This window comes from Winogradskyella eckloniae (assembly GCF_013249045.1).
Taxonomy (GTDB): Bacteria; Bacteroidota; Bacteroidia; order Flavobacteriales; family Flavobacteriaceae; genus Winogradskyella; species Winogradskyella eckloniae.
Genome location: NZ_JABRWP010000001.1, coordinates 583,316 through 607,164, shown reverse-complemented (window position 1 = coordinate 607,164; position 23,849 = coordinate 583,316). Strand labels below are relative to the sequence as shown.

The following is a 23,849-nucleotide window of genomic DNA, read 5'->3' as shown; positions in this document are numbered from 1 at the left end:
TTTTAAAGATAAAAAATGGACTATAAACAACAATATAAAGCCTGGGCTAAAAATGCTCTAAAAATAGAGGACAGCACAAAACAACAGTACCTTAGTACATTAGAAAACCTCTCACGCCTTATTCATTATAATATTTTTGAAATTAATAATATTCAAAAAATAAATGAATTATATCAAGATTTAATAAAGGAGCAAAAAAATGTAAATGGTAAATACTACGAAAAGGAAAGATCATCTCTAGGATTAAAGGGATGGTATTCGGCTTCAGTAAAAACTTATTTAAACTTTCATAAGTCGAAAAAAGAACTGAAAAGTAAATCGCAATTACCAACTAAAACAAGTTTTGATTTCAATAAATTTATAAATGACGTAGAAAAAAGTGGACTTTATTATTCAGACAAACTACTCACACGTTTAATTGCCTCATTAGTAACAAAACCTTTTGTTTTACTTAGTGGCTTATCTGGTTCTGGAAAAACAAAATTAACGCAAGCGTTTGCGCAATGGATTGCAGAAGATGAGACACAATATTGTATTGTACCTGTTGGAGCCGATTGGACCAATAGAGAACCTTTATTAGGTTATGTTAATGCATTAGAACCTACAAAATATATTTTACCAGAAAATGGTGCTTTAGATTTAATTATTAGAGCAAATAACAATCCTGTAAAACCGCATTTTCTAATACTAGATGAAATGAACTTAAGTCATGTAGAACGTTATTTTGCAGACTTTTTAAGTGTTATGGAAAGTGACGACCAATTTAAACTTCATAGCTCTGAAAATGCATTAGATGGTGGAAATGGAATTGAAGTAAAAAAGGAATACAATTGGACTAAAAACCTATTTATAGTTGGTACTGTTAACATAGATGAAACCACATATATGTTTAGCCCAAAAGTTTTAGATAGAGCTAATGTTATAGAGTTTAGAGTGAGTGAACAGGAAATGAGTGATTACTTTGCAAGTTCTAAACCTTTAGATTTAAAAAAATTATATGACGAGAATGGTATACCACTTGGAGCAAGATATGGAGAAGATTTTGTTAAAATAGCTACTAATAAAACCAGTGATTCATCTGAGCAGTTAAGTAATACATTAAAGAAATTCTTTGTTTCATTACAAAAAGTAGGCGCAGAATTTGGATACAGAACTGCTTCTGAAATTCAAACCTTATTTGGGCAGATAGATAAAATAAATCCTGGTTTTGGTATGTCTAAAAACTTTAGTGAACTTTACCCTAATAAAGAGCATTTTAAAATAGATGTTGCCATTATGCAAAAACTATTACCAAAATTACATGGTAGTAGAAATAAATTAGTTTCTGTTTTAACGGCTTTAGCTATTTTATGCTACGATAAAAAGCCGAATTTAGAAAAAGAATTACATGTTTTTGATAAGCGAGGAACATTTGAAGAAAAAATTATCTATCCTATTTCATTAGAAAAAATAGAACGTATGTACGATAACGTTATTGCAAATGGATTTACGAGTTATGCAGAAGCTTAATAGGTAATGAAAATTAGTAAAAATTCTATATCAATTGAGTTTCAAAAGGATTTATATTTAAAATTATTTCCAATAGGTAATGATGCCAAAATATTCGAAATTGATTCTGCGGAAGCTGAAGAATTTGGAGAAGCACCTTTTCAAATTTTAGAATCTAGACGTTATGAATATGAGTTTACTAGTAATAAGTATCAATTATACAAAACAAAAGAGTGTATTCCTTCGGCAAATTCATCGGCAAATAGAGGAATTATTGCGCCAGGAAATTTTGTTGGTACGCTAGAACTTAATATTAAAGGTCCAGATGGAGATATTAAATGCTACTTAGAGGTTTTAGCAACAAAATTTGATGCAACAGACGATTACGATAAAAGCTATAGGGAGAATTATCGTTCTATGGTTGAAGATATTACAGAAAAATGCACAGAATTACTGATGCAATCTAATTCTCCAGTTAATCAGTATTTTGAACCAGATTTTACTAAAGGTAACAAAACAATTTATCAGAAATTTAGTTTTGTAAAATCTGTAATTAATAAAGATGAGTTTGAAGAATCGCTTTTAAAAATTTTTAGTGCTCCAAAAACAAATTGGATTAACAAAGAAGAACGCGTTGATATTAGAAGTTTAAAAAAAATCACTAATAAAAACGTTCAAGAAATACTAAGAGGCTCTAATAGAATTCCATTACCTAAGCATCATAATTTACATAAGGTAAGCAAACTTGAAAGTATTCCTTCTAAAATTAATAGCTACAAACAAGAACCTAGTTTAGATAATCCCGAAAACCGGTTTATAAAACATAGTTTACAAGAATACTTACAATTTTGCGAAAATTGTAGCAGTGCATTTTTAGACGGCTCTAAAGACCAAAAAGAAGCCAAATATTTAATTAAAAAGTTAGAAACCTTTTTAAATCATTCCTTTTTTAAAAGCATATCAAGACCAACATCATTAAAACTTAACTCGCCTACACTACAAAGAAAAGGTGGCTACAGACAGTTATTAAAATCTTGGCTAATGTTTGATTTAGCTTCTAAACTTACTTGGTCTGGTGCTGCAGAAGACGTTTATGAAGCTGGAAAAAGAGACATAGCTACATTGTACGAGTATTGGTTGTTTTTTGTATTGTATGATTTGTTTAAAACAAAATTTGATCTAACCGAATTAACCCATAACGATGAACCTTATAATCATCTTTTTAAACCTTCTAAAAACGGATTGAATTTAATAATAAAATCTGGTCATCATACAGCATTAAAAGGTCACAAACTTATTAAAAACAGAAATTTATCATTCAAGTTTTCATTCAACAGAACATTCTCAGGCCATAAAGATAGTTTTCCAAAAGCAGGCAGTTGGACAACGTCAATGCGTCCAGATTATACACTATCTGTCTGGCCAAAAGAGCTAAGCGAAACAAAAGCAGAAATTGAAGAACAAATACTTCATATTCATTTTGATGCTAAATATAAAGTGAATCAATTTAAGATAGACTCTAATAATACTAAAACAGACTTAAACGAAGAAGGTGTTGATAAACAAAGAAAAAAACTTGATAAAATAAAAAAACAGGAACGAAAAGGTATTTATAAAAATGCAGATGTACTAAAAATGCACGCCTACAAAGATGCTATTAGAAGAACTGGAGGTGCATATATTTTATATCCAGGAACAAAAAATAAGAAGTATAAAGGTTTTCATGAATTAATTCCTGGTCTAGGTGCATTTTCCGTGAATCCAGAAAATGAATCAGAAAACATATCTGACTTATCTAATTTTATTGATGAAGTCATCGACCATCTTGTAAATAGAGCATCACAACGTGAGAATATGGCACACAAAAGCTATACTATTCATAAAAACGATAAACCTAATGAAGTTTTAGAACCGATTCCGGAGTATTTTAATAATGAAAAACTAATTCCATATGACACTTATGTTTTGGTTGGCTATTGTAAATCTGAAGAACATTTAAATTGGATTAATACTAGATTACTCTATAATTTTAGAATGGATAGCAATAGAGGTGCATTAAAATTGAACAAGGAAACTCTTAATGCAAAATACTTATTACTTCATATGGAAGGAGAACAATCTTCTACAAAACTATACCGTATTATAAAACCGGAATATAGAGTTACCAATAAAGCGACACTGACACGACTAAATTATCCAAATCCAAGGCAAAAAAATTACTTAGTTATTAGTATAGAAAAATCTAATGCAACTGAATTTAAAAATTTAAAGTGGAATTTCAAAGACTTAGATAATTATAAAAAAGGAAGAGCTTCTTCATTACCATTTGCAGTTAGTTTACCTCAATTTTTAGAAGTTAAAGAGCTTATAGAGAAATAATATTCCTTTTTTTACACCCCTAAAGTCCCCTCAAGGGGACAATCCTAACCGACAAACCTGTCTTTAATAAATAATATTTAGTACCACAAAACATAATTAAGATTCAATAAATTCTCGCTTTTACTTTATTAAACGTCCTCTCAATGAGACAATACTTACTAATAAAGTTATCTGTAAAAAATAAAAATCATGAGTACTATTCATATTCTTTAGTGCTATCCATTAAACCTACAAATACACGAATTCCTTTCTATAGTATTTTCTTTTTAAACGTAGAGCACAATTAAAAACTCTTGAAGTATTGTTTTGTCCTTTATCAAATGTCCCCTTGAGGGGACTTTAGGGGTGTTTTCAAACTTACTCAGTTAACGCCTTTACCTTTTCTTCTATAATTAGCAGTACACTAAACATATTTTTCTTAACCTCTTCATTGGAAAACCTTAAGAAGGTAACACCATAAGCTTCGATTTCTTTTTGTCTCTTAAAATCGTACAAAAAGCTATATTCGTGACTGTCTCCATCAATTTCTATGACCAACCCTATTTCATGGCAATAAAAATCTGCAATATATTCTAACATCGGTACTTGTCCATGAAACTGAACGCCATAAGCGCGTTGCTTTAGGTTTTGCCATAGTAGAACTTATGGTAAGGTGCTGTTTTTTCTTAGTTGTCTGGCTCGTAATTTTAGTTTAGGGTTGTATGGAATTATTTTGTTTTTCAATGATTGGAGATTTAAAAAATCACTTTCGCTTTTATACCTCTAAGAGCTACGCTCGGTAGTTTCTAAACAAAAAGTATTTTGTTTCTCACTAATACTCAAGGGGACAATACTGACCAAGAAACTGTCTTTTAAAGATATGAATATTTATTATTACTAACTAATTTACAACAGTTTGCATAAAAAACAACACTAATAAAACGTAATCACAACTTGTGTTAAACAGAAATTAATCGTCTTGCAGTAACATCAAATAACTCTATCAAACAACCCTACAAATCCAACCCTTTCAAACTCTCCACTCTATTTCTTGCTAAGAAATCATCGATGGTTTCAAAATGCTCAATAACACGCTTTTCTTTAAACTCAAATACTTTTTTAGAAAGGCCTTGTAGAAAATCTCTATCGTGAGAGACTAATATTAAAGTGCCATCAAAATTTTGTAGTGCTTCTTTCAATACATCTTTAGACTTTAAATCTAAGTGATTGGTTGGCTCATCTAAGATTAATAAATTAACAGGTTCTAATAAGAGTTTTACCATCGCTAATCTGGTTTTTTCGCCACCAGATAAGACACTGACTTTTTTATCAATATCCTCACCTCTAAACATAAAACCACCCAAAATATTTTTTATTTGAGTACGTACATCGCCTTTTGCAACTTCATCTACGGTTTGAAAAACCGTTAAGCTTTCGTCTAACAAAGCGGCTTGGTTCTGCGCAAAATAACCCACTTGCACATTATGGCCTAAAGTACAAGTGCCTTCTACTTCAATTTCGCCTAAAATGGCTTTAATCATCGTGGATTTTCCTTCGCCATTTCTACCCACAAAACAGACCTTCTCGCCTCGTGCAATAGACATACTTGCGCCCTTAAACACCACATGCTCATCATACGATTTAGAAACCTCCTTAACCGTTACAGGATAATCACCAGAACGCTGTGTTGCCGGAAAACGTAATCGCAAAGCAGAGGTATCTACCTCATCTATTTCTATACGTTCTAATTTTTCGAGCATGCGCTCTCGTGAAGACACTTGGTTGGTTTTAGAATAAGTACCTTTAAAACGCTCTATAAAAGCCATATTATCGGCAATAAATTTCTGCTGCTCTTGGTACGCTTTTATTTGGTGCGTGCGTCTATCTTCTCGCAATTGCAAGTAATGCGAGTAGTTAGCTTTATAATCGTAAATACGACCCATGGTCACTTCAATAGTTCTATTGGTAATATTATCAATAAAGGCTCTATCGTGAGAAATAACCAGTACAGCGTTGGCTTTGTTCACTAAAAAGTCTTCAAGCCAAATGACAGATTCAATATCTATATGGTTGGTTGGCTCATCTAGCAGAATTAAATCTGGTTTTTGAAGCAAAATTTTAGCCAATTCAATTCGCATGCGCCAACCACCAGAAAATTCACTTGTTGGTCTTCTAAAATCGTTTTGCTTAAATCCTAACCCTTTTAAGGCTTTTTCGACTTCAGCATCATAATTAACATCTTCTAATGCATAGTATTTTTCACCTAAATCCGATACACGTTCAATGATTTTCATGTAGTCATTAGATTCGTAATCCGTTCTGGTTTCTAATTGCTTATTAAGTGCTTCCATTTCGTCGCGCATTTCAAATACATGTGCAAAGGCTTTAGAGGCTTCTTCAAAAACTGTGGTATCATCTTCGGTTAATAAGTGCTGAGGCAAATAAGCAATGACGGTATCTTTTGGCGAACGCACATGGCCACGTGTGGCATTTTGCACACCAGCAATAATTTTCATCATGGTAGATTTTCCTGCACCATTTTTACCCATTAAGGCAATTTTATCGTTTTCATTAATAGTGAAAGACACATCACTAAAAAGGGTTTGCCCACTAAATTCTACGGCTAAATTATCTACTGAAATCATGTACTTAATTTTAAAGATGCAAAACTAGTAAAATCAGTGTTACTTTTCTTGTGTTTTTTTGAGCAAAAAATTAAAAATCAACACTCATATATAAATATTCATTATTTTGATTATTAGCACTTTACTATTATTTTTTTTCTTAAATTTAGTTTCTAAACTTAATACATATGTCTACTATCAATCTAAGAATTGGCGCATATTTAAAAAAAATATGCTTTCTAATTCTTCTTATTTTATTATCCAACCTTAATACTCTAAAGGCTCAAGATTCCGATCTTTTTAATTCAGATTGGAACAAAGTAACAATTACTCGAAAAGTCACACCAGAATTTAATTTAGTCCCATATAAAAATTTAATAATTGCTGAAATTTTAAATGATCGTAGCAGACAAAATAATGAGACCTCAATTCTATATAATAAAATCGCAGCAGAAATTCATAAAATTCCCAATGTGACATTATTAGACAGAGAGAAAACAAATTTAATTTTACAGGAATATAAACTACAATCTTCAGGCCATGTTGAAGAGAATTACACAACACCATTTGGTAAGTTTTTTAGTTCAGGAATTATAATGATTGGACGAATTGTAAACTCGGACTACAAGAGAGAAGTTAATTCATTTAAAGCCTTAAATGGCAAAACAAAAAGATACAGAAAGGGCATTCAAAATTTATCAATTAGTATTCAGTTAATTGATATAAAGACAACACAAATTGTTTATTCAAAAACGGTTGACGCAAAATACGCAATTGAAACCAAACCAGATTATAACACACCACCAGCAATTAGTGAAAACGAGGTTTTTTTAGGTTGTGTTGAAAAGCTCATAGTAAAGTTTAAAAATTTGTTTGTTGCGCATGAGGTTGATTTTAAAATAAAATTTCAGAAAAACTCTAAATTTAATGATGATCTTAAAGATATAGCCGCTTTAGTTCAGGTTGAGGAATTTGAATTAGCTCACGAAAAACTAAAGGCTATACTCAATAATAAGAAAGTCGTTAAGAGTGAAAAAGCACTATCGAGTGCATATTATAATCTAGCCATGTTAGAACTCTATACTGACAAATATTTAGAGGCAAAAAAAAATGCAAAAATGGGTTACTTAAAAAACCCAAACAATAATGAATGTCTTAAGTTAATTAAAATATTACAATGATAAGAAAACTTATTACTAGGGTAATGCAGTTAAAGGCAATTCCCACAAGCACTATAAAATTAATTGGTATAATCCTCGGCGTATTTGTTGGTGGATCATATATGATAAAAGGTAATTCTTTTTTTCAATCTGTAACAAATAATTACATTTATTCCGAAGAGAATTCTCAAAAAACAACGGACGATAGTATACCTAGAAAAGAAACTAAGGCTATAGACAACCAAACTCTAACGCAAAAAACTAATACAAAACAAACTAATATTTCTACACCAAACATTACAAAACCTAACACTAACGCAAAATCAAAACCCACTACATCTGAAAGCACAAAAAAAACAGGATTGTTTTCCGAATCTTCTTTAAAGAACGCTTCTAAAAAAAATGTTTCATTATTTATTACAACAAACGGCACTATTGATTTTAAAACTTCAAGAGCAGTTTCTAGTTCAGCCAAAGGCGTAAATTTAAATTTCCCTTCATTGTTTAATAATGGTAATCTTAAATACTTTAATGATTTTATGAGTCCTTCTATGGCTTTTTTAAAAACTCATAATGTCAACAACTATACAGATTATTATTTTATATGTGATATTTCTAGATTGGATCCTCAAAAAAACTCAGGAATGGATACCTACAGATCTACTTTAAATATTGAAGGTTATATTATTAATACCCAAAATTCGAAGGTTATTAAATTTCCATACGATAACATTAAAGGTGTTGGGTTTAACTCCAATGATGCAATTAATAATATGAACAAGGATTTACAAGAAAAGATAACTACTTTTATAAAAAACAATATATAATTCTAATAGCTCAAGCTATTTTCACTAAAAAAATCAAAAACGATTTATAGTTAATTTCGAATTACTAAAATGAATTATTTAAAGTAATTTTGTTCTCATAATTGAATTATGAGCATCATTTCAAAAGACATATCAAAAGCTATACAGCTCTTAACAGAAGACCATGTTGTGGCAATCCCAACGGAAACAGTTTATGGATTAGCAGGAAATATCTACAGCGAAAAAGCCATAAAAGCTATTTTTGAAACTAAAAAACGGCCATTTTTTAATCCGCTCATTGTCCATATTCCGTCTATAGAAACACTATCGAATCTTGTAGCTTACGTTCCCAAAAAAGCAACTTTATTAGCCGAAGCCTTTTGGCCAGGACCAATAACTTTAGTTTTAAAAAAGAAAGCTATAATTCCAGATTTAATTACAGGTGGAAAAGATACGGTTGCTGTTCGTGTACCAAATCACCCAACAACCTTAGAATTATTAAGACAATTAGATTTTCCTTTGGCTGCACCAAGCGCCAATCCGTTTAGTAGCATAAGTCCAACCACAGCACAACACGTAGAATCTTATTTTAAAGACGCTATTAAAATGGTATTAGATGGTGGTGCATGTACTAGCGGAATAGAATCTACCATAATAGGATTTGAGAACGACGAACCTATTATTTACCGACTTGGTTCTACAGCTATTGAAGACATTGAAGCTGTTGTAGGTCCTATTGAAATTAAAAATACGGTTACTGAAGACAGCAAACAGGACACCATACCAAATGCTCCTGGTATGCTTGCACGACATTATGCCCCAAAAACCAAAACAATTTTAACAGATCACCTCCAAGACACGCTTAATACGTATACTAATAAACGAATTGGTATTTTAGCTTTTAATGCTGAAATTGAAAATGCGCAGATAAAAGCGCAAATTGTATTATCTCAAAATGGAAGTTTAACAGAAGCAGCTTCTAAATTGTATGATGCTTTGCACCAATTAGATACTTTTCAATTAGACCTCATTATTGCCGAAAAATTTCCAGATTATGGACTTGGTAAATCTATAAATGATAGATTATTAAGAGCAACAAAAAGTTAATCTTAGTTACACATTTTTAAATCCCCTGATTTTCAGCACAAAAAAACCTTAGACAAGGTTTGGTAATCTCAGAGTTTATCGTAAATTTGCAAACTCTTTTTTAAAGAGGAATGTTTAATCTTTTTGCGCTGTGAAGCGTAAATATAAATCAAATTAGTGTGGATACATTAAGCTACAAAACAGTTTCAGCTAACAAAGCTACCGTTAACAAGGAGTGGGTTTTAGTAGATGCTGAAGGACAAACTTTAGGTCGCTTAGCTTCAAGAGTAGCAATACTTTTAAGAGGTAAGCACAAGCCTAATTTTACGCCACACGTTGATTGCGGTGATAACGTAATTGTTATTAATGCTGAAAAAATCAACTTAACTGGTAACAAATGGACGGAAAAAAGTTATATCCGTCACACAGGTTATCCAGGTGGACAAAGAAGTTTGACGGCTACTGAATTATTTGGGAAAGACCCAAGTAGATTAGTAGAGAAGTCAGTAAAAGGAATGTTACCTAAAAACAAATTAGGAGCAACTCTTTTTAGAAATTTAACTGTTGTTACTGGTACAGAGCACGCTCATGCAGCTCAAAAACCAAAAACAATGAAATTAAACGAAATTAACTAATGGAAGTAATTCACAAAATTGGCCGTAGAAAGACGGCTGTTGCTCGTGTGTACGTTGCCCAAGGAAGTGGCAAAATCACGGTGAACAAAAAAGACATGGCGGATTATTTTAGTACAGCAACATTGCAGTACAAAGTAAACCAACCTTTAGCCTTGACTAACAATGATGGCAACTTTGATATTACTGTTAACGTATATGGAGGTGGTATCACCGGCCAGGCAGAAGCAATACGTTTAGGATTAAGTCGTGCTATGTGCGAACTAGATCCTGAAAACAGACTAGTATTAAAGCCAGAAGGTCTATTAACGAGAGACCCAAGAATGGTAGAGCGTAAGAAATTCGGACAGAAGAAAGCGCGTAAGAAATTCCAATTCTCGAAACGTTAATATCCAAACAACACTTAATTCAGAATCTGTTTATACAGGTTCTGAATTATTTTATTTTATTGAAATCGCCGAATATGTCGGCAAAAAATTAAACCAGTTATTGTTATCCATGATGGAAACATCAGGATTTAGTTTAGCATCTAAATGAGCTAAAGCTAATAGCGCAAAGCTATAAGCGATAATAGCGCATTGCTATTCAACAGAACGTAAACTATTACAAAATGGCAAAAGTAGAAGTAAAAGAATTACTTGAAGCAGGTGTACACTTCGGTCACCTTACACGTAAGTGGAACCCAAACATGGCTCCTTACATTTATATGGAGCGTAACGGTATCCATATTATCAACCTTTACAAAACAGCAGCAAAAATTGAAGAAACTTCTGAAGCATTAGCTAAAATAGCAGCATCAGGAAAGAAAATTTTATTTGTTGCTACTAAAAAACAAGCTAAAGACATCGTTGCTGAAAAAGCAGGTGCTGTTAACCAACCTTATATTACAGAGCGTTGGCCAGGTGGAATGTTAACTAACTTTGTTACTATTAGAAAAGCCGTAAAGAAAATGGCTGCTATTGATAGAATGAAGAAAGATGGTACATTCAACTCTTTATCTAAAAAAGAACGTTTACAAGTAGATCGTTTACGTGCAAAATTAGAAAAGAACTTAGGTTCAATTTCTGATATGACACGTTTACCAGGTGCTATATTCGTTGTTGATATTTTACGTGAGCATATTGCAATTAAAGAAGCTCAGAAATTAAATATTCCAATTTTTGCGATGGTAGATACAAACTCTGACCCTCGTGAAGTAGATTATTTAATTCCTGCAAATGATGATGCTTCTAAATCAGTAGATAAAATCTTATCTATCGTAACATCTGCAATCGCTGATGGCTTAAACGAAAGAAAAGCTGAACGTGCAGAAAAAGACGCAAAAGCTCAAAAAGGAGAAGCTAAAAAAGCTGAAAAAGCTCCTGTAGCATCTCAAGAAGAAGAATAAATAACATTTATACAATATTAAAAGTCATTTGGTTCTTTTCAATTTGAAAATTAATTAAATGACTTTTTAAATTTAAAAATTATGGAAAACACTGTAAAAGTTACTGCAGCAGAAGTAAACAAGCTAAGACAAGCAACTGGTGCTGGTATGATGGATTGTAAAAAAGCTTTAGTTGAAGCTGGTGGTGATTTTGATAAAGCGATTGAAGTCTTACGTAAAAAAGGACAAAAAGTTGCTGAAAAAAGAGCTGACAGAGAATCTTCTGAAGGTGCAGCAATCGCAAAAATAAATGCCGATAACACATCTGGTGTTGCTATCGTATTAGGTTGTGAAACTGATTTCGTTGGTAAAAACGAAAACTTCGTAGCCTTAGCAAACGAATTAGCTGAAATCGCATTAAACTATGATACTAAAGAAGCATTTTTAGCTGCCGATTTCGGAGGAATGACAGTTGCTGAAAAATTAATAGAACAAACTGGTGTAATTGGTGAAAAATTAGACATCACTTCTTTTGAAAAATTAGACGCACCTTTCGTAGGGCAGTATGTTCACATTAATAAAATTGCAGCTCTAGTTGGTTTATCTAGTAAAGTAGATAACGTTGAAACGTTAGTGAAAGATGTCGCTATGCAAGTAGCTTCAATGGGTGCAACAACATTATCTTATAAAGATTTTGAACCAGAATTTATCGCATCAGAAACTGAAGCTCGTATAGCAGTTATTGAAAAGGACAATATAGAATTAGGACGTTTAGGTAAAACCTTAAAAAATGTACCTAGTTATATTTCTATGGCGCAATTAACGCCTGAAGTTATCGCTGAAGCTGAAGAAGCTGCAAAAGCAGAATTAAAAGCTGAAGGAAAACCAGAACAAATTTGGGACAGAATTTTACCAGGTAAAATGGAACGTTTCATCTCTGATAACACCACTTTAGATCAAGAAAAATGTTTATTAGATCAAAAGTTTATCAAAGACGAAAAGCAAACTGTTGCTGAGTACGTTAAAACTTATGGTGACGTTTCTGTTACAGGTTTCAAACGTGCAACTGTAGGATAATTTATCCTATCTAACACATAAATTTTATAAAAATGCTTCTCCTTTTAGAGAAGCATTTTTTTTGCGATTTTTTCATTTTTACAGAAGCTAATAATTACGTAGCTTTGCTCAACTTTTAAATCATACAATGAAATATAAAAGAATACTTCTAAAATTATCTGGTGAAGCCTTAATGGGAAATCGTCAGTATGGTATTGACCCAGAACGTTTATCAGAATACGCAAAAGACATTAAAGAAATTACAGACTTAGGTATAGAAGTTGCCATAGTCATTGGTGGTGGTAATATTTTTAGAGGTGTTGCAGGCGCTATGAACGGTATGGACCGTGTACAAGGAGATCACATGGGCATGTTGGCTACAGTAATTAATGGATTAGCTCTGCAAAATGCATTAGAAGATGCAGAGGTAAAAACACGTTTGCAAACCGCTATTAAAATAAATGAGGTAGCAGAACCTTTTATAAGGAGAAAAGCCATGAGTCATCTTAGAAAAGGCCGTGTTGTCATTTTTGGAGGTGGCACAGGAAATCCATATTTTACTACAGATTCTGCCGCAGTTTTACGTGCTATTGAAATCGAAGCCGATGTTATATTAAAAGGGACTCGTGTTGATGGAATTTATACAGCAGATCCAGAAAAGGATACCAATGCCGTAAAATTTGACAATATTTCATTTAAGGATGTATTGAGCAAAGGACTAAAAGTAATGGACACGACAGCGTTTACCTTAAGTCAAGAAAACAACTTGCCTATCATTGTATTCGATATGAACAAAAAAGGAAATCTATTAAAAGTGGTTTCTGGAGAAAATATTGGTACTAAAGTCAACTAAAAATTTTGGCTTGAAAATTGATAATTTTAAATTAAAATTACAACATTATGAATGAAGACATTATATTTATTATAGACTCCGCTAAAGAAGCGATGGGTTCTGCCATTAAACACTTAGAAAAGCAACTTACCAATATTAGAGCAGGTAAAGCTAGTCCTTCTATGTTAGGTAGCGTTATGGTAGATTATTATGGTGCTCAAACTCCATTAAGTCAAGTTGCAAATGTAAATACGCCAGACGGTAGAACTATTACAGTACAGCCTTGGGAAAAATCAATGCTTCAAGAAATAGAGCGTGGTATTATGATTGCTAACCTTGGGTTTAACCCAATGAATAATGGCGATACAATTATTATTAATGTACCACCATTAACGGAAGAACGAAGAAAAGATTTAGCAAAACAAGCTAAAGCCGAAGCCGAAGATGCTAAAATAGGCATTAGAAACGCACGTAAAGATGCAAACCAAGATGTAAAGGCTTCTGATGCTTCTGAAGATTTACAAAAAAATGCTGAAATTGACATTCAAAAATTAACGGATACTTACGTCAAAAAAATAGATTCTATTTTAGATGTGAAGGAAAAAGAAATTATGACTATATAGTCACAAAACTTCCACATAAAAAATACAACTTTTTTATGTGGAATGATTAACTTTTACTCAACTAGAAATTACTAATGTTAAAGCATCTACTCTTCGTTTATATTTTAACATTTACGCTATGTAGTTTTGCCCAACAATCTCCTCAAATAAATAAAGACTCCACAGAAGTCGCGAGAGATTCTATCAAAAAAATAGAATTTATAAAAAACATAGGTAATGGTTTTCTACCATTTAACTATTTCAATATAGATTTACGCTATCTTATTAAATTTAATCAATACGAAGGATTTAGAACAGGTTTAGGTGGTATAACCAACGATCGCTTTTCTGATCGCTATCGCATAGATGGTTATCTTGTTTATGGTTTTAGAGATAAGGCATTAAAATATAAAGTTGGTGGAGGTTTTAGAGTTAATAAATCCTCTAACACATGGGTAAATCTTTCCTATATTGATGATTTACAAGAAACCGGAAGTTCAAAATTTCTTACAGACAAACGCTTTTTTACGTTTTTTGAACCACGCTTATTAAACATCGATTTATTTCATAGACACATTACAAAATCAATAGCACTGCAACATAAAGTTTCTAATCATCTGTTGTCTGAAACCCAATTTGCAATTTCAAAAATAACACCAACGTATAACTATACTTATGTGCTCGATGGAGAAAATTATAAAACCTACGATTTAAGTACTGCAAAAATAAGTTTTCAGTGGAGTCCCTTTAGCCATTATTCTGTCAACAATGATATGGTTAAAGAGACCAAGGATGGCTATCCTAAATTTACGTTTCAGGTAACGCAAGGATTTAAATCCGTGTTTGGAAGTGATTTCAATTTTGCAAAACTCGATTTTAGAACGGTACAACAATTTACCCATAAAAACGAGGCCATTAGTAAAGTTACCTTAGTTGCCGGAATTGCAGGTGGTGATACGCCACTGACACATTTATATCACGCCTACCCTAATAATATAAATAAAGAAACGGTAATGAGACGTTTTTCGGTTGCAGGCCTAAACAGTTTTGAAACGATGTATTTCAATGAATTTTTTAGCGATAAATTCTCGACCTTACAACTCAAACACTCCTTAAAACCTTTTAATATAAGCGAGCGTTTTAAACCTCAATTGGTATTAATATCTAGATTTGCTATAGGAGAAATGACTAGTAAAAGTAGACATCAAGGTATAGAATTTAATACACTAGAAAATGTCTATTCTGAATCCGGATTCGAAATCAATAAATTATTTTTTGGTTTCGGATTAAGTTTTGCATATCGCTATGGCGGATACCACCTGCCAAAATTTGAAGATAACCTAGCTTTTAAGTTTACCTTTAATATTTCGTTATAATTTGAATTATAATCCTGTTAATTCCGTTACAATTCTATAGGATTTTTCTACCTTTACCGCTTATTTAATTTCTGCATGTTTAAACTTTTAACCACGGGATTTTGGGAAGCTATTGCGAGGCTCATTCTACGTAACAAAATCTTTATCCTCATAGCTATTATACTTACCACTGTGTTTTTTAGTATGCAATGGAAACACATGCGTTTTACATTCACAGAAGCTAACCTTTTACCAGATGATCACGAGGTAAATCTTGTTTACAATGACTTTTTAAACGTTTTTGGTGAAGAAGGCAATCTTATTGTTTTAGGTGTTAAGGATTCATCACTGTTTTCTGTTAAAGAATTTAACGCCTGGAATAAGCTAGCAGATTCCTTTAAAAAGTACGATGAAGTAGAATCTGTACTATCTATTAAAGACCTTCAAAAGCTTGTAAAGAATAACGAAAAAAAACAATTTGATTTAGAACCGTTCATCAAAGATTCAATACATAATTTTAATGAAATAGATATTCTTCAAGACGAATTATTTAAGAAATATCCATTTTACGATAATTTTTTGTTCAATGCAGAATCCAAAACGATAAGAACGGCTATTTATTTAAAAAAGGATATTGTTAACACATCGGCTAGAAAAGATTTTATCCTCAAAGATTTTCTTCCAAAAATTAAAACTTTTGAAGACCAAACAGATCTCGATGTTAGAGTCTCTGGGATGCCTTACATAAGAACATTAAATGCACAGAACATTGTAGATGAAATTCCAATTTTTATTGGTGCCGCACTCTTTGTGACCTCATTAATATTCTTCTTATTTTTTAGATCGTTTAGAGCCACTTTCATCTCATTAATTGTAGTGTGCTTTGGTGTAATGTGGACCTTTGGAATCCTAGGACTATTGGGATATGAAATCACTGTTCTTACGGCATTAATACCTCCTCTAATCATAGTTATTGGTATTCCTAACTGTATCTTTTTAATAAATAAATACCAACACGAAGTAAAATCTCATGGTAATAAAGTAAAATCATTACAGCGCGTAATTACCAAAGTTGGTAATGCCACGTTAATGACAAATATTACTACAGCTTCTGGTTTTGCTACCTTTATTCTTACCGAAAGTAAATTACTTAAAGAATTTGGTATCGTAGCATCACTAAGTATTGTGGCCATATTCATTTTGTGTTTACTTATTATACCTATTCTCTATACATTTTTACCCTATCCTAAAGCTCGTCACCTTGAACACTTAAATAAACGTTGGATTAGCGCCTTTGTAAACTGGATGGTAAGCATGGTTAAAGACAGAAAAATTACCATTTATGCCACAGGATTGATTCTAATAATTGGAAGTATCATCGGAATTTACCAAATAAAAATATCGGGTAGTCTCATTGAAGATATGCCACAAGACACGGAATTCTTTAGAGATATTCGTTTTTTTGAATCTGAGTTTGATGGTATTATGCCTTTAGAAATAATGATAGATACTAAACGCAAAAAAGGCGTTATGAAATTATCTACATTAAAACGTATGGAAGAATTGGAAGAAGTGATAGATGAAACGCCAGAACTATCGCGCCCAATTTCTGTAGTAAGCTTGGTAAAATATAGTAAGCAAGCCTATTATAACGGTAACCCCAAATATTATCAGCTACCAACAAGTCAAGAAAACAGTTTTATACTTTCTTATGCTAAAAACTCAACGTCAGATGTTGACTTACTGAGTAATTTTGTAGATAGCACTGGCCAGTATGCACGTATAACAACGTTTATGAAAGACATTGGTACGGCAAAAATGGAACGCATCCAAGAAGACTTACAAACTAAAATAAATAAAGTATTTCCTAATGAGCGTTACAACGTAATAATGACAGGAAAAGCTTTGGTTTTTCAGAAGGGCACAAAGTATTTGGTTAAAAACTTAATCATTTCTCTGACGTTAGCCATAGTGTTAATCGCTTTATTTATGGCTTACTTATTCCGTTCATTTAGAATGATAATTGTTTCTTTAATTCCCAATTTATTACCACTTCTAGTTACAGCAGGATTAATGGGTTATGTTGGCGTACCGATTAAGCCTTCTACGATATTAGTGTTTAGTATTGCCTTTGGAATTTCTGTAGATGATACCATTCACTTTTTGGCAAAATACAGACAAGAATTACAAGCCAATAACTGGAAAATAAGAAAATCAGTCTATGCTGCCTTACGAGAAACAGGTGTAAGTATGATCTATACATCCATTGTATTATTCTTTGGGTTTTCAGTATTTACAATATCAAGTTTTGGTGGTACAGTGGCATTAGGCGCCTTAGTGTCTATCACATTACTTTTCGCCATGCTTTCTAATCTATTATTATTACCGTCACTATTATTATCTTTGGAACGTAATATTGCAAATAAAGAAGTGCTAAGAAAGCCATCAATAAATATTATTCCTTCGGAAGATGAAGACGAAACCAACGAAAACGAATTAAATTAAAAGCTTACAAAATAATTAAAAAATGACTTCAAAAACTGTAGCAGAATTATTATCCCAAGAAGGTGCATTGCAAGATGTTTCTATAAAAGGTTGGGTAAGAACATTTAGAGCAAACCGATTTATCGCCTTAAATGATGGTTCAACTATAAATAATATTCAATGTGTTGTTGATTTTGAAAATTTTGACGAAGCCTTATTAAAGCGTGTCACAACAGGTGCAGCTATACATGTTACTGGAGAACTGGTAGAAAGCCAAGGTAAAGGACAGTCAGTTGAAATTGCTGTTAAAGCCTTAGAGGTTTTAGGCGACTCTGACCCAGAAACATATCCTATTCAACCTAAAAAACACTCTTTTGAATTCTTAAGAGAAAATGCGCATTTACGTACTAGAACCAATACGTTTAGTGCAGTAATGCGTTTGCGCTCGTCATTATCGTTTGCGGTGCATAAATATTTTAATGAAAATGGGTTTAATTATATGCACACACCTATTATTACTGGTAGTGATGCCGAAGGTGCTGGAGAGATGTTTAAAGTAACGTCTTTAGATGCTAAAAACCCTCCACTTAAGGAAGATGGCACTGTAAATTATAAAGAAGATTTTTTCGGAAAAGAAACTAATCTTACCGTTTCTGGTCAACTTGAAGCGGAAACTTACGCGATGTCTTTGGGTAAAGTTTACACCTTTGGACCAACATTTAGGGCAGAAAACTCAAATACGACTCGTCACTTAGCAGAATTCTGGATGATTGAACCAGAAGTGGCTTTTATGGATTTAGCAGGTAATATGGACTTAGCTGAAGACTTTATGAAATCTGTTTTAAGTTATGTATTAGAAAACAATAAAGAAGATTTAGAATTCTTAGATAATCGCTTACAAAAAGAAGAAGAAAAATTACCACAAGCACAACGTAGCGACATGAGCTTAATTGAAAAAATTAAGTTTGTTGTAGACAATAATTTTAAACGTGTTAGCTATACAGAAGCTATAGACATTCTTAGAAACTGTAAGCCAAACAAGAAGAAGAAATTCAATTATATTATTGAAGAATGGGGAGCAGATTTACAATCAGAACACGAGCGTTTCCTTGTAGAAAAACATTTTAAGTGTCCTGTAATTTTATTTGATTATCCTGCAAACATTAAAGCGTTTTACATGCGTTTAAACGAGCCAGATGCTGAGGGAAGAGAAACTGTACGAGCTATGGATATATTATTTCCAGGCATTGGTGAAATGGTTGGTGGATCTCAAAGAGAAGAGCGCTTAGATGTATTAAAAGAAAAAATGAAAGCTTTAGATATAGACGAGAAAGAACTGTGGTGGTATTTAGACTTACGTAAATACGGCACTGCAGTACACTCTGGCTTTGGATTAGGTTTTGAACGTTTAGTTATGTTCGCCACCGGAATGGGAAATATTAGAGATGTTATTCCTTACCCTAGAACACCTCAAAACGCAGAATTTTAATTGTTAAAATTTACCTGATAGGTTATAGAAACCCATCAGGTTTTTTTTATTACATTTATAAGCAACAGAATTTTTTTTATGGCTCTAAAGCAATTTTTATCATTCAAGCTTTCGCAGAAGCTATCTCCACAGCAGATTCAACTCATGAAGTTGATACAATTGCCTACGCAAGCATTTGAACAACGTTTAAAGCAAGAGTTAGAAGAAAACCCTGCTTTAGATACAGGTAAAGAATCAGACAACGCAGAAGATCAACTCGATGAATTTAACAATTCAGAAGACGATTACAACGATAATGAAACTATTGAAGCTGAGGATATCAATATTGATGAATATCTCAGTGATGATGAAATCCCAGAATACAGAACCCAATCTAATAATTACAGTGTAGATGATGAAGAAAAATCGGTTCCGTATGCAGCAGGCACCTCATTTACGCAACATTTAATCAACCAATTAAACACCTTTAGGCTTTCCGAGCAAGAACAAGAAATAGCCTACTTTCTTGTAGGAAGTGTAGATGAAAGTGGTTATATAAGACGTTCATTATCTGATATTACGGATGATTTAGCCTTTACTCAAAACGTCTATACAACAGAAGAAGAAGTAGAACAGGTTTTAAAAATTGTACATCAATTAGATCCTGCAGGTGTTGGTGCTCGTAATCTCCAAGAATGTTTAAGTATTCAATTACATAGAAAAGAGCAGCATCCAGATGTAGACATGGCCATAGCAATTATTGATAAAGCTTTTGAGCAATTCACTAAGAAGCATTATAAAAAATTATTGCAAAAATTTAATATCGACGAGGAGCAACTTAAAGATGCCATAGAACAAATAGAACACCTCAATCCTAAACCTGGCGGATCGTATGCTGGCAATAACAAAATTGTACAACACATTGTCCCAGATTTTGCTATAAAGATTGTTAATGGAGAATTAGAGCTTACCTTAAATGGTAGAAATGCACCTGAATTACATGTGTCTAGAGAGTATAACAATATGCTTAAAGGATATAAAGAGACGAAACAAAAGTCTAAATCTCAAAAAGATGCAGTCATGTTCATTAAGCAAAAATTAGATGCTGCTAAATGGTTTATTGAAGCGGTAAGACAACGTCAACAAACGTTATTCATTACTATGAGCTCAATAATGCATTATCAAAAAGAATACTTTCTTACAGGTGATGAGCGTAACTTACGTCCTATGATCTTAAAAGATATTGCAGACGAAATTGAAATGGATGTTTCTACTATATCTCGTGTTGCCAACAGTAAGTATGTAGATACACCATATGGAACAAAGCTCATAAAGGAATTCTTCTCTGAGTCCATGACCAATGATCAAGGCGAGGAAGTGTCTACACGAGAAATTAAAAAAATTCTTGAAACCGTTATAGATGAAGAAAGTAAAAAGAAACCATTAACAGATGAAGCTTTATCTAAAATATTAAAGGAAAAAGGGTATCCTATTGCGAGACGTACTGTAGCAAAATACAGAGAGCAACTCGACATTCCTGTTGCACGTTTAAGAAAAGAACTTTAGGCCATTAGATGAAAAATTTTATCTTAAAGAGTATCTCTTTTGTGTTTCATCCCTTAATAATGCCATTATTAGGTGTGTTATTTTACTTTTCTAAAACGCGAAGATACATACCAGAACCCGTAAAAGATGCGAAGATTTTTTCGATAATCATTCTTACAATCATATTACCGATACTTTTATTCTTTCTATTAAAAACAATAAATAAAGTCAATTCTATTTATCTTAAAAGCACAAAAGAAAGACTTATACCTTTATTTATTAATTGTATCATTATAGTCTTAATCTTAATCAGAGTATTACCTCCTAGTGAAATTATAGAATTATTCTATTTCTTTTTAGGTATTTTTTGCTCTACCTTAATCTGCTTTTTTATGGCGGTATTAAAAATAAAGGCAAGTATTCATATGATTGCAGCAGCCGGATTTTTTATGTTCGCCATAAACGTAGGTGTGTATTACCATATAAACATTAATGGAACAATTGCGCTTATGATGGTTATATTAGGAGCTATTGCTACATCTCGTTTACATCTTAAAGCACACACCAATCAAGAGTTAATTTTAGGGCTTTTAATTGGCTTTACTCCACAATTAGTTTTACTTAATTATTGGTTATAAGATATAAAACATAATCCCAATTTTAAACGACTTCATATTAACATGCTCGTCATTTAACTGAGCTTCCGAGCTAAAAATAGAATTCAAACCGTAATACATATGAAAATTCCAAGTGCTATAGCCAGCACTCAAGGTTAGACCGTATTGAATCGTATTAAAATAATCTAAGTTTTTTATTTTAACATTGGTAACATCGCTTAAAAACTTTGTAGAGTTATACACCAAATACCCTACCTTAAAACCAGGATAAATCCTCCAGAAATTATAGTCTTCACTATTAGAAGTACGCCATCTAAATTCTATTGGCAATTCTATTAAATAGGTCGTAAACTTATTTTTAGATACATTAAAATCATCTTCATCAATAATACTAAAGTCAACCAAATTATTGTCTTCATTTATTAATAAGTTCTTTTGATTGTATGAGTTTGATGAAACACCTAAACCTATCCCAATGGCCTTATTTCGCATCTTGTTAATAGGCATATCTCTAATGAACCCTAAGTGAAAACCAGATGAAAAACCACTTTGTTTTACACCAGACGGTTTTTCATTTATCAAATTATAAGTAATGGATGCATAGAATTGATCTTCTCTATAGTTGTCATCATTTTCAAAACCAACGGCGTTTTTATTTTGAGAAAAACCTAAAGTACTAATTAATAAAAGAAATAAAAATGAATAATCCTTCATGTTGATAAAGCTACAAAATCTTTCATTTTAATTAAACAAAAAAACGTCCTGATTCTTCAGGACGTTTTTTTAAAATATAAAATTAAGAATCTAATTAATTCTCTGTTTTTGTATTTGCAATATACATTACTTTTAATGCATTTTCCTTACGTAATTCTTGCTTAATATCAGATACTAAACCTGCATTGGTATCTTTGTCTACTTTTAGACCAATAACTACCTTACTTTGCAAATCTTCGTTTAACTCATATATTGCTTGTCTTACTGAAGGCCCTACATCAGATACGCCTATAAATGCATCGTTAAACTGAATTCTAGGTTCTGTTTCAAACTGCTTATACTGCTCGCTTGGTTTTCCACCATAAATAAATACAGTTCTGTCCTTTTTTAATTTTTCAACCTGATCTGCACTAGGCAAATTGTTTTCAATCATTAAAGAACTATCACGCATTACAGTTGCAACCATAAAAAAGAAAAGCAACATAAATACAATATCTGGAAGTGAAGCCGTTGAAATCGCAGGCAAATCACCTTTTTCTTTATTTCTAAATTTAGACATATTTGTTTCTTTTAATTTTTATCTGGTTCTGCTTCAGACAATTTCATAGGGATTAGTTTTTTAACGGCGTCTATACGCTCATTAAGCACTTCATCCTTACTAAATTGATTCTTCTCCTTCTCTTCTAACATTGCAGTAAAGACTTTATCTACATTAGGATAATACTTTCTGTATAGTCTTTCTGCTTCACGCTCTCTTAAGATATTATAAGCCGCAACTAATTCATTTTGTACGTCCATGTATTGCTCGTAAGGCGTTTCTCTATCATGTTTCATAGAGATAATTGCCTTGTCAGGATGATCAGACGAATCGCTTAATCGCTTTCCTTTACAATATGTACATGATTCTCCTGCGGCATTAGTTCCTCCACCATTATCTAAGAAATCAATCGCTGCTTGTCTTAGGTCCTTCATTTCCATTATATTGTCTTCGACTAATAATCGACCATCACGACCTATTTGTACAGTAAACAAATTCTTTTGTTTAATAATTGGTGGTTCTACTACAGAGTCATCAATAGGTGGCAAACTTCTTAATAAACCTTTGTCTTTCTCAATAGTCGTTGTAACTAAGAAGAATATAAGTAATAAGAAGGCAATGTCAGCCATTGATCCTGCATTCACTTCGGGTGCTGCTCTTTTTGCCATATTATATTATTTACTAATTACTTTTTTAACTCCTGAGAAAATCATTGTTATTGCAGCAACTGCTAATAATATATAGAACGCAACTAAGCCAGCTCCAACCATTGTAGATTCACCTGGTGTTGCAATAGTATCACCATTTTTATATTCTATTGGCAAATCACTACCTGATACCGCATAAGAAATTACTAAAACGGCAACAAAAGCACCAACACCAATTAACGTGTTTTTTAGACCTGATGTATTTGTAAATAAATTCTTTAAAACAAAAATTAATACAAATGCGACAGTAATTCCTAACGTAATATAACCTATCCAAGCCATAGGTTCAAAGAGTCCATCCTCTCCACCTGTTTTAATGGCTTCATCACCTGCTGAAATAATTCTAACCAAAGAAATAATCCCGATTAAACTTAAAACAGCAGCTACTATTTTAAATATTTTGTGCATAAT

22 protein-coding genes are annotated in these 23,849 nt (G+C 32.3%); 16 read left to right on the top strand and 6 right to left on the bottom strand.

Features of this window, described 5'->3' with window-relative positions; translation table 11 throughout:
• Positions 1-15: 15 nt before the first annotated feature.
• Both HNV08_RS02690 and HNV08_RS02685 read left to right on the top strand, forming a co-directional pair.
• Positions 16-1,509, top strand: coding sequence for an McrB family protein (locus tag HNV08_RS02690; RefSeq protein WP_173279559.1), 1,494 nt, complete (start codon positions 16-18; stop codon positions 1,507-1,509).
• Positions 1,510-1,515: 6 nt separating this feature from the next.
• Positions 1,516-3,867, top strand: a complete 2,352-nt coding sequence (locus tag HNV08_RS02685; RefSeq protein ID WP_173279558.1) for a DUF2357 domain-containing protein — start codon at positions 1,516-1,518, stop codon at positions 3,865-3,867.
• Positions 3,868-4,224: 357 nt separating this feature from the next.
• Here the strand turns inward: HNV08_RS02685 and HNV08_RS16410 are convergent, their stop codons facing one another.
• The gene (locus tag HNV08_RS16410; RefSeq protein ID WP_317170193.1) at positions 4,225-4,446 is read right to left on the bottom strand and encodes an endonuclease domain-containing protein; all 222 of its coding nucleotides are present in this window, start codon (positions 4,444-4,446) and stop codon (positions 4,225-4,227) included.
• A 413-nt stretch (positions 4,447-4,859) separates the two neighbouring features.
• Positions 4,860-6,491, bottom strand: coding sequence for an ABC-F family ATP-binding cassette domain-containing protein (locus HNV08_RS02675; protein ID WP_173279557.1), 1,632 nt, complete (start codon positions 6,489-6,491; stop codon positions 4,860-4,862).
• 167 nt (positions 6,492-6,658) lie between these two features.
• Here HNV08_RS02675 and HNV08_RS02670 point away from each other — a divergent pair, with 167 nt between their 5' ends.
• The 14 genes from HNV08_RS02670 (at position 6,659) to HNV08_RS16315 (ending at position 21,500) form a co-directional block, all read left to right on the top strand.
• Positions 6,659-7,651 carry a CsgG/HfaB family protein gene (locus tag HNV08_RS02670; protein ID WP_173279556.1) on the top strand — a complete coding sequence of 331 codons (993 nt, stop codon included), beginning with the start codon at positions 6,659-6,661 and terminating at the stop codon, positions 7,649-7,651.
• The gene (locus HNV08_RS02665; protein WP_173279555.1) at positions 7,648-8,457 is read left to right on the top strand and encodes a hypothetical protein; all 810 of its coding nucleotides are present in this window, start codon (positions 7,648-7,650) and stop codon (positions 8,455-8,457) included. Before HNV08_RS02670 ends, HNV08_RS02665 begins: the two co-directional genes overlap by 4 nt.
• Before the next feature lie 108 nt (positions 8,458-8,565).
• Positions 8,566-9,543 carry an L-threonylcarbamoyladenylate synthase gene (locus HNV08_RS02660; RefSeq protein WP_173279554.1) on the top strand — a complete coding sequence of 326 codons (978 nt, stop codon included), beginning with the start codon at positions 8,566-8,568 and terminating at the stop codon, positions 9,541-9,543.
• Positions 9,544-9,701: 158 nt separating this feature from the next.
• Positions 9,702-10,157 carry a 50S ribosomal protein L13 gene (rplM, locus tag HNV08_RS02655; protein ID WP_173279553.1) on the top strand — a complete coding sequence of 152 codons (456 nt, stop codon included), beginning with the start codon at positions 9,702-9,704 and terminating at the stop codon, positions 10,155-10,157.
• Positions 10,157-10,543: a 30S ribosomal protein S9 gene (gene rpsI, locus HNV08_RS02650; RefSeq protein ID WP_157364360.1), complete on the top strand. Its 387-nt coding sequence runs from the start codon at positions 10,157-10,159 to the stop codon at positions 10,541-10,543. Before rplM ends, rpsI begins: the two co-directional genes overlap by 1 nt.
• A 221-nt stretch (positions 10,544-10,764) precedes the next feature.
• Positions 10,765-11,541 carry a 30S ribosomal protein S2 gene (gene rpsB, locus HNV08_RS02645; protein ID WP_173279552.1) on the top strand — a complete coding sequence of 259 codons (777 nt, stop codon included), beginning with the start codon at positions 10,765-10,767 and terminating at the stop codon, positions 11,539-11,541.
• A gap of 81 nt (positions 11,542-11,622) precedes the next feature.
• Positions 11,623-12,597 carry a translation elongation factor Ts gene (gene tsf, locus HNV08_RS02640; protein ID WP_173279551.1) on the top strand — a complete coding sequence of 325 codons (975 nt, stop codon included), beginning with the start codon at positions 11,623-11,625 and terminating at the stop codon, positions 12,595-12,597.
• 127 nt (positions 12,598-12,724) lie between these two features.
• Positions 12,725-13,429, top strand: coding sequence for a UMP kinase (pyrH, locus tag HNV08_RS02635; RefSeq protein WP_173279550.1), 705 nt, complete (start codon positions 12,725-12,727; stop codon positions 13,427-13,429).
• 47 nt (positions 13,430-13,476) lie between these two features.
• Positions 13,477-14,031, top strand: coding sequence for a ribosome recycling factor (gene frr / locus HNV08_RS02630; protein ID WP_173279549.1), 555 nt, complete (start codon positions 13,477-13,479; stop codon positions 14,029-14,031).
• A 74-nt stretch (positions 14,032-14,105) separates the two neighbouring features.
• Positions 14,106-15,386, top strand: coding sequence for a DUF5686 family protein (locus HNV08_RS02625; RefSeq protein ID WP_173279548.1), 1,281 nt, complete (start codon positions 14,106-14,108; stop codon positions 15,384-15,386).
• 75 nt (positions 15,387-15,461) lie between these two features.
• On the top strand, positions 15,462-17,870 hold the full coding sequence (locus HNV08_RS02620; RefSeq protein WP_173279547.1) for an efflux RND transporter permease subunit: 2,409 nt from the start codon (positions 15,462-15,464) through the stop codon (positions 17,868-17,870).
• Between the two features lie 22 nt (positions 17,871-17,892).
• Entirely contained in the window at positions 17,893-19,338 is a 1,446-nt protein-coding gene (gene asnS / locus HNV08_RS02615) for an asparagine--tRNA ligase (RefSeq protein WP_173279546.1), read from the top strand.
• Positions 19,339-19,416: 78 nt separating this feature from the next.
• Positions 19,417-20,883, top strand: a complete 1,467-nt coding sequence (gene rpoN / locus HNV08_RS02610; RefSeq protein WP_173279545.1) for an RNA polymerase factor sigma-54 — start codon at positions 19,417-19,419, stop codon at positions 20,881-20,883.
• Positions 20,884-21,254: 371 nt separating this feature from the next.
• Positions 21,255-21,500, top strand: coding sequence for a hypothetical protein (locus HNV08_RS16315; RefSeq protein WP_241697160.1), 246 nt, complete (start codon positions 21,255-21,257; stop codon positions 21,498-21,500).
• Here HNV08_RS16315 and HNV08_RS02600 read toward each other — a convergent pair.
• The 4 genes from HNV08_RS02600 to HNV08_RS02585 all read right to left on the bottom strand — a co-directional run bounded on the left by HNV08_RS02600 (position 21,495) and on the right by HNV08_RS02585 (position 23,846).
• Positions 21,495-22,193: a porin family protein gene (locus tag HNV08_RS02600; protein ID WP_173279543.1), complete on the bottom strand. Its 699-nt coding sequence runs from the start codon at positions 22,191-22,193 to the stop codon at positions 21,495-21,497. The two genes, HNV08_RS16315 and HNV08_RS02600, sit on opposite strands and share 6 nt — an antisense overlap.
• A 94-nt stretch (positions 22,194-22,287) precedes the next feature.
• Positions 22,288-22,752: an ExbD/TolR family protein gene (locus HNV08_RS02595; protein WP_173279542.1), complete on the bottom strand. Its 465-nt coding sequence runs from the start codon at positions 22,750-22,752 to the stop codon at positions 22,288-22,290.
• Positions 22,753-22,763: 11 nt separating this feature from the next.
• Positions 22,764-23,399, bottom strand: a complete 636-nt coding sequence (locus HNV08_RS02590; RefSeq protein ID WP_173279541.1) for an ExbD/TolR family protein — start codon at positions 23,397-23,399, stop codon at positions 22,764-22,766.
• A gap of 6 nt (positions 23,400-23,405) precedes the next feature.
• Complete coding sequence (locus HNV08_RS02585) at positions 23,406-23,846, bottom strand: hypothetical protein (RefSeq protein WP_173279540.1); 441 nt, start codon at positions 23,844-23,846, stop codon at positions 23,406-23,408.
• Positions 23,847-23,849: the final 3 nt, after the last annotated feature.

Bases quoted from the DNA above. Each gene is read 5' to 3' on its own strand.
- HNV08_RS02665 (WP_173279555.1), top strand. From the start codon at position 7,648: ATGATAAGAAAACTTATTACTAGGGTAATGCAGTTAAAGGCAATTCCC.
- HNV08_RS02690 (WP_173279559.1), top strand. From the start codon at position 16: ATGGACTATAAACAACAATATAAAGCCTGGGCTAAAAATGCTCTAAAA.
- HNV08_RS02620 (WP_173279547.1), top strand. From the start codon at position 15,462: ATGTTTAAACTTTTAACCACGGGATTTTGGGAAGCTATTGCGAGGCTC.
- HNV08_RS02595 (WP_173279542.1), bottom strand. From the start codon at position 22,752: ATGTCTAAATTTAGAAATAAAGAAAAAGGTGATTTGCCTGCGATTTCA.
- HNV08_RS02670 (WP_173279556.1), top strand. From the start codon at position 6,659: ATGTCTACTATCAATCTAAGAATTGGCGCATATTTAAAAAAAATATGC.
- HNV08_RS16315 (WP_241697160.1), top strand. From the start codon at position 21,255: ATGGCGGTATTAAAAATAAAGGCAAGTATTCATATGATTGCAGCAGCC.
- rpsB (WP_173279552.1), top strand. From the start codon at position 10,765: ATGGCAAAAGTAGAAGTAAAAGAATTACTTGAAGCAGGTGTACACTTC.
- HNV08_RS02685 (WP_173279558.1), top strand. From the start codon at position 1,516: ATGAAAATTAGTAAAAATTCTATATCAATTGAGTTTCAAAAGGATTTA.
- rpsI (WP_157364360.1), top strand. From the start codon at position 10,157: ATGGAAGTAATTCACAAAATTGGCCGTAGAAAGACGGCTGTTGCTCGT.
- pyrH (WP_173279550.1), top strand. From the start codon at position 12,725: ATGAAATATAAAAGAATACTTCTAAAATTATCTGGTGAAGCCTTAATG.
- HNV08_RS02660 (WP_173279554.1), top strand. From the start codon at position 8,566: ATGAGCATCATTTCAAAAGACATATCAAAAGCTATACAGCTCTTAACA.
- HNV08_RS02675 (WP_173279557.1), bottom strand. From the start codon at position 6,491: ATGATTTCAGTAGATAATTTAGCCGTAGAATTTAGTGGGCAAACCCTT.
- HNV08_RS02625 (WP_173279548.1), top strand. From the start codon at position 14,106: ATGTTAAAGCATCTACTCTTCGTTTATATTTTAACATTTACGCTATGT.
- HNV08_RS02590 (WP_173279541.1), bottom strand. From the start codon at position 23,399: ATGGCAAAAAGAGCAGCACCCGAAGTGAATGCAGGATCAATGGCTGAC.
- HNV08_RS02585 (WP_173279540.1), bottom strand. From the start codon at position 23,846: ATGCACAAAATATTTAAAATAGTAGCTGCTGTTTTAAGTTTAATCGGG.
- frr (WP_173279549.1), top strand. From the start codon at position 13,477: ATGAATGAAGACATTATATTTATTATAGACTCCGCTAAAGAAGCGATG.
- asnS (WP_173279546.1), top strand. From the start codon at position 17,893: ATGACTTCAAAAACTGTAGCAGAATTATTATCCCAAGAAGGTGCATTG.
- rpoN (WP_173279545.1), top strand. From the start codon at position 19,417: ATGGCTCTAAAGCAATTTTTATCATTCAAGCTTTCGCAGAAGCTATCT.
- HNV08_RS16410 (WP_317170193.1), bottom strand. From the start codon at position 4,446: ATGTTAGAATATATTGCAGATTTTTATTGCCATGAAATAGGGTTGGTC.
- tsf (WP_173279551.1), top strand. From the start codon at position 11,623: ATGGAAAACACTGTAAAAGTTACTGCAGCAGAAGTAAACAAGCTAAGA.
- HNV08_RS02600 (WP_173279543.1), bottom strand. From the start codon at position 22,193: ATGAAGGATTATTCATTTTTATTTCTTTTATTAATTAGTACTTTAGGT.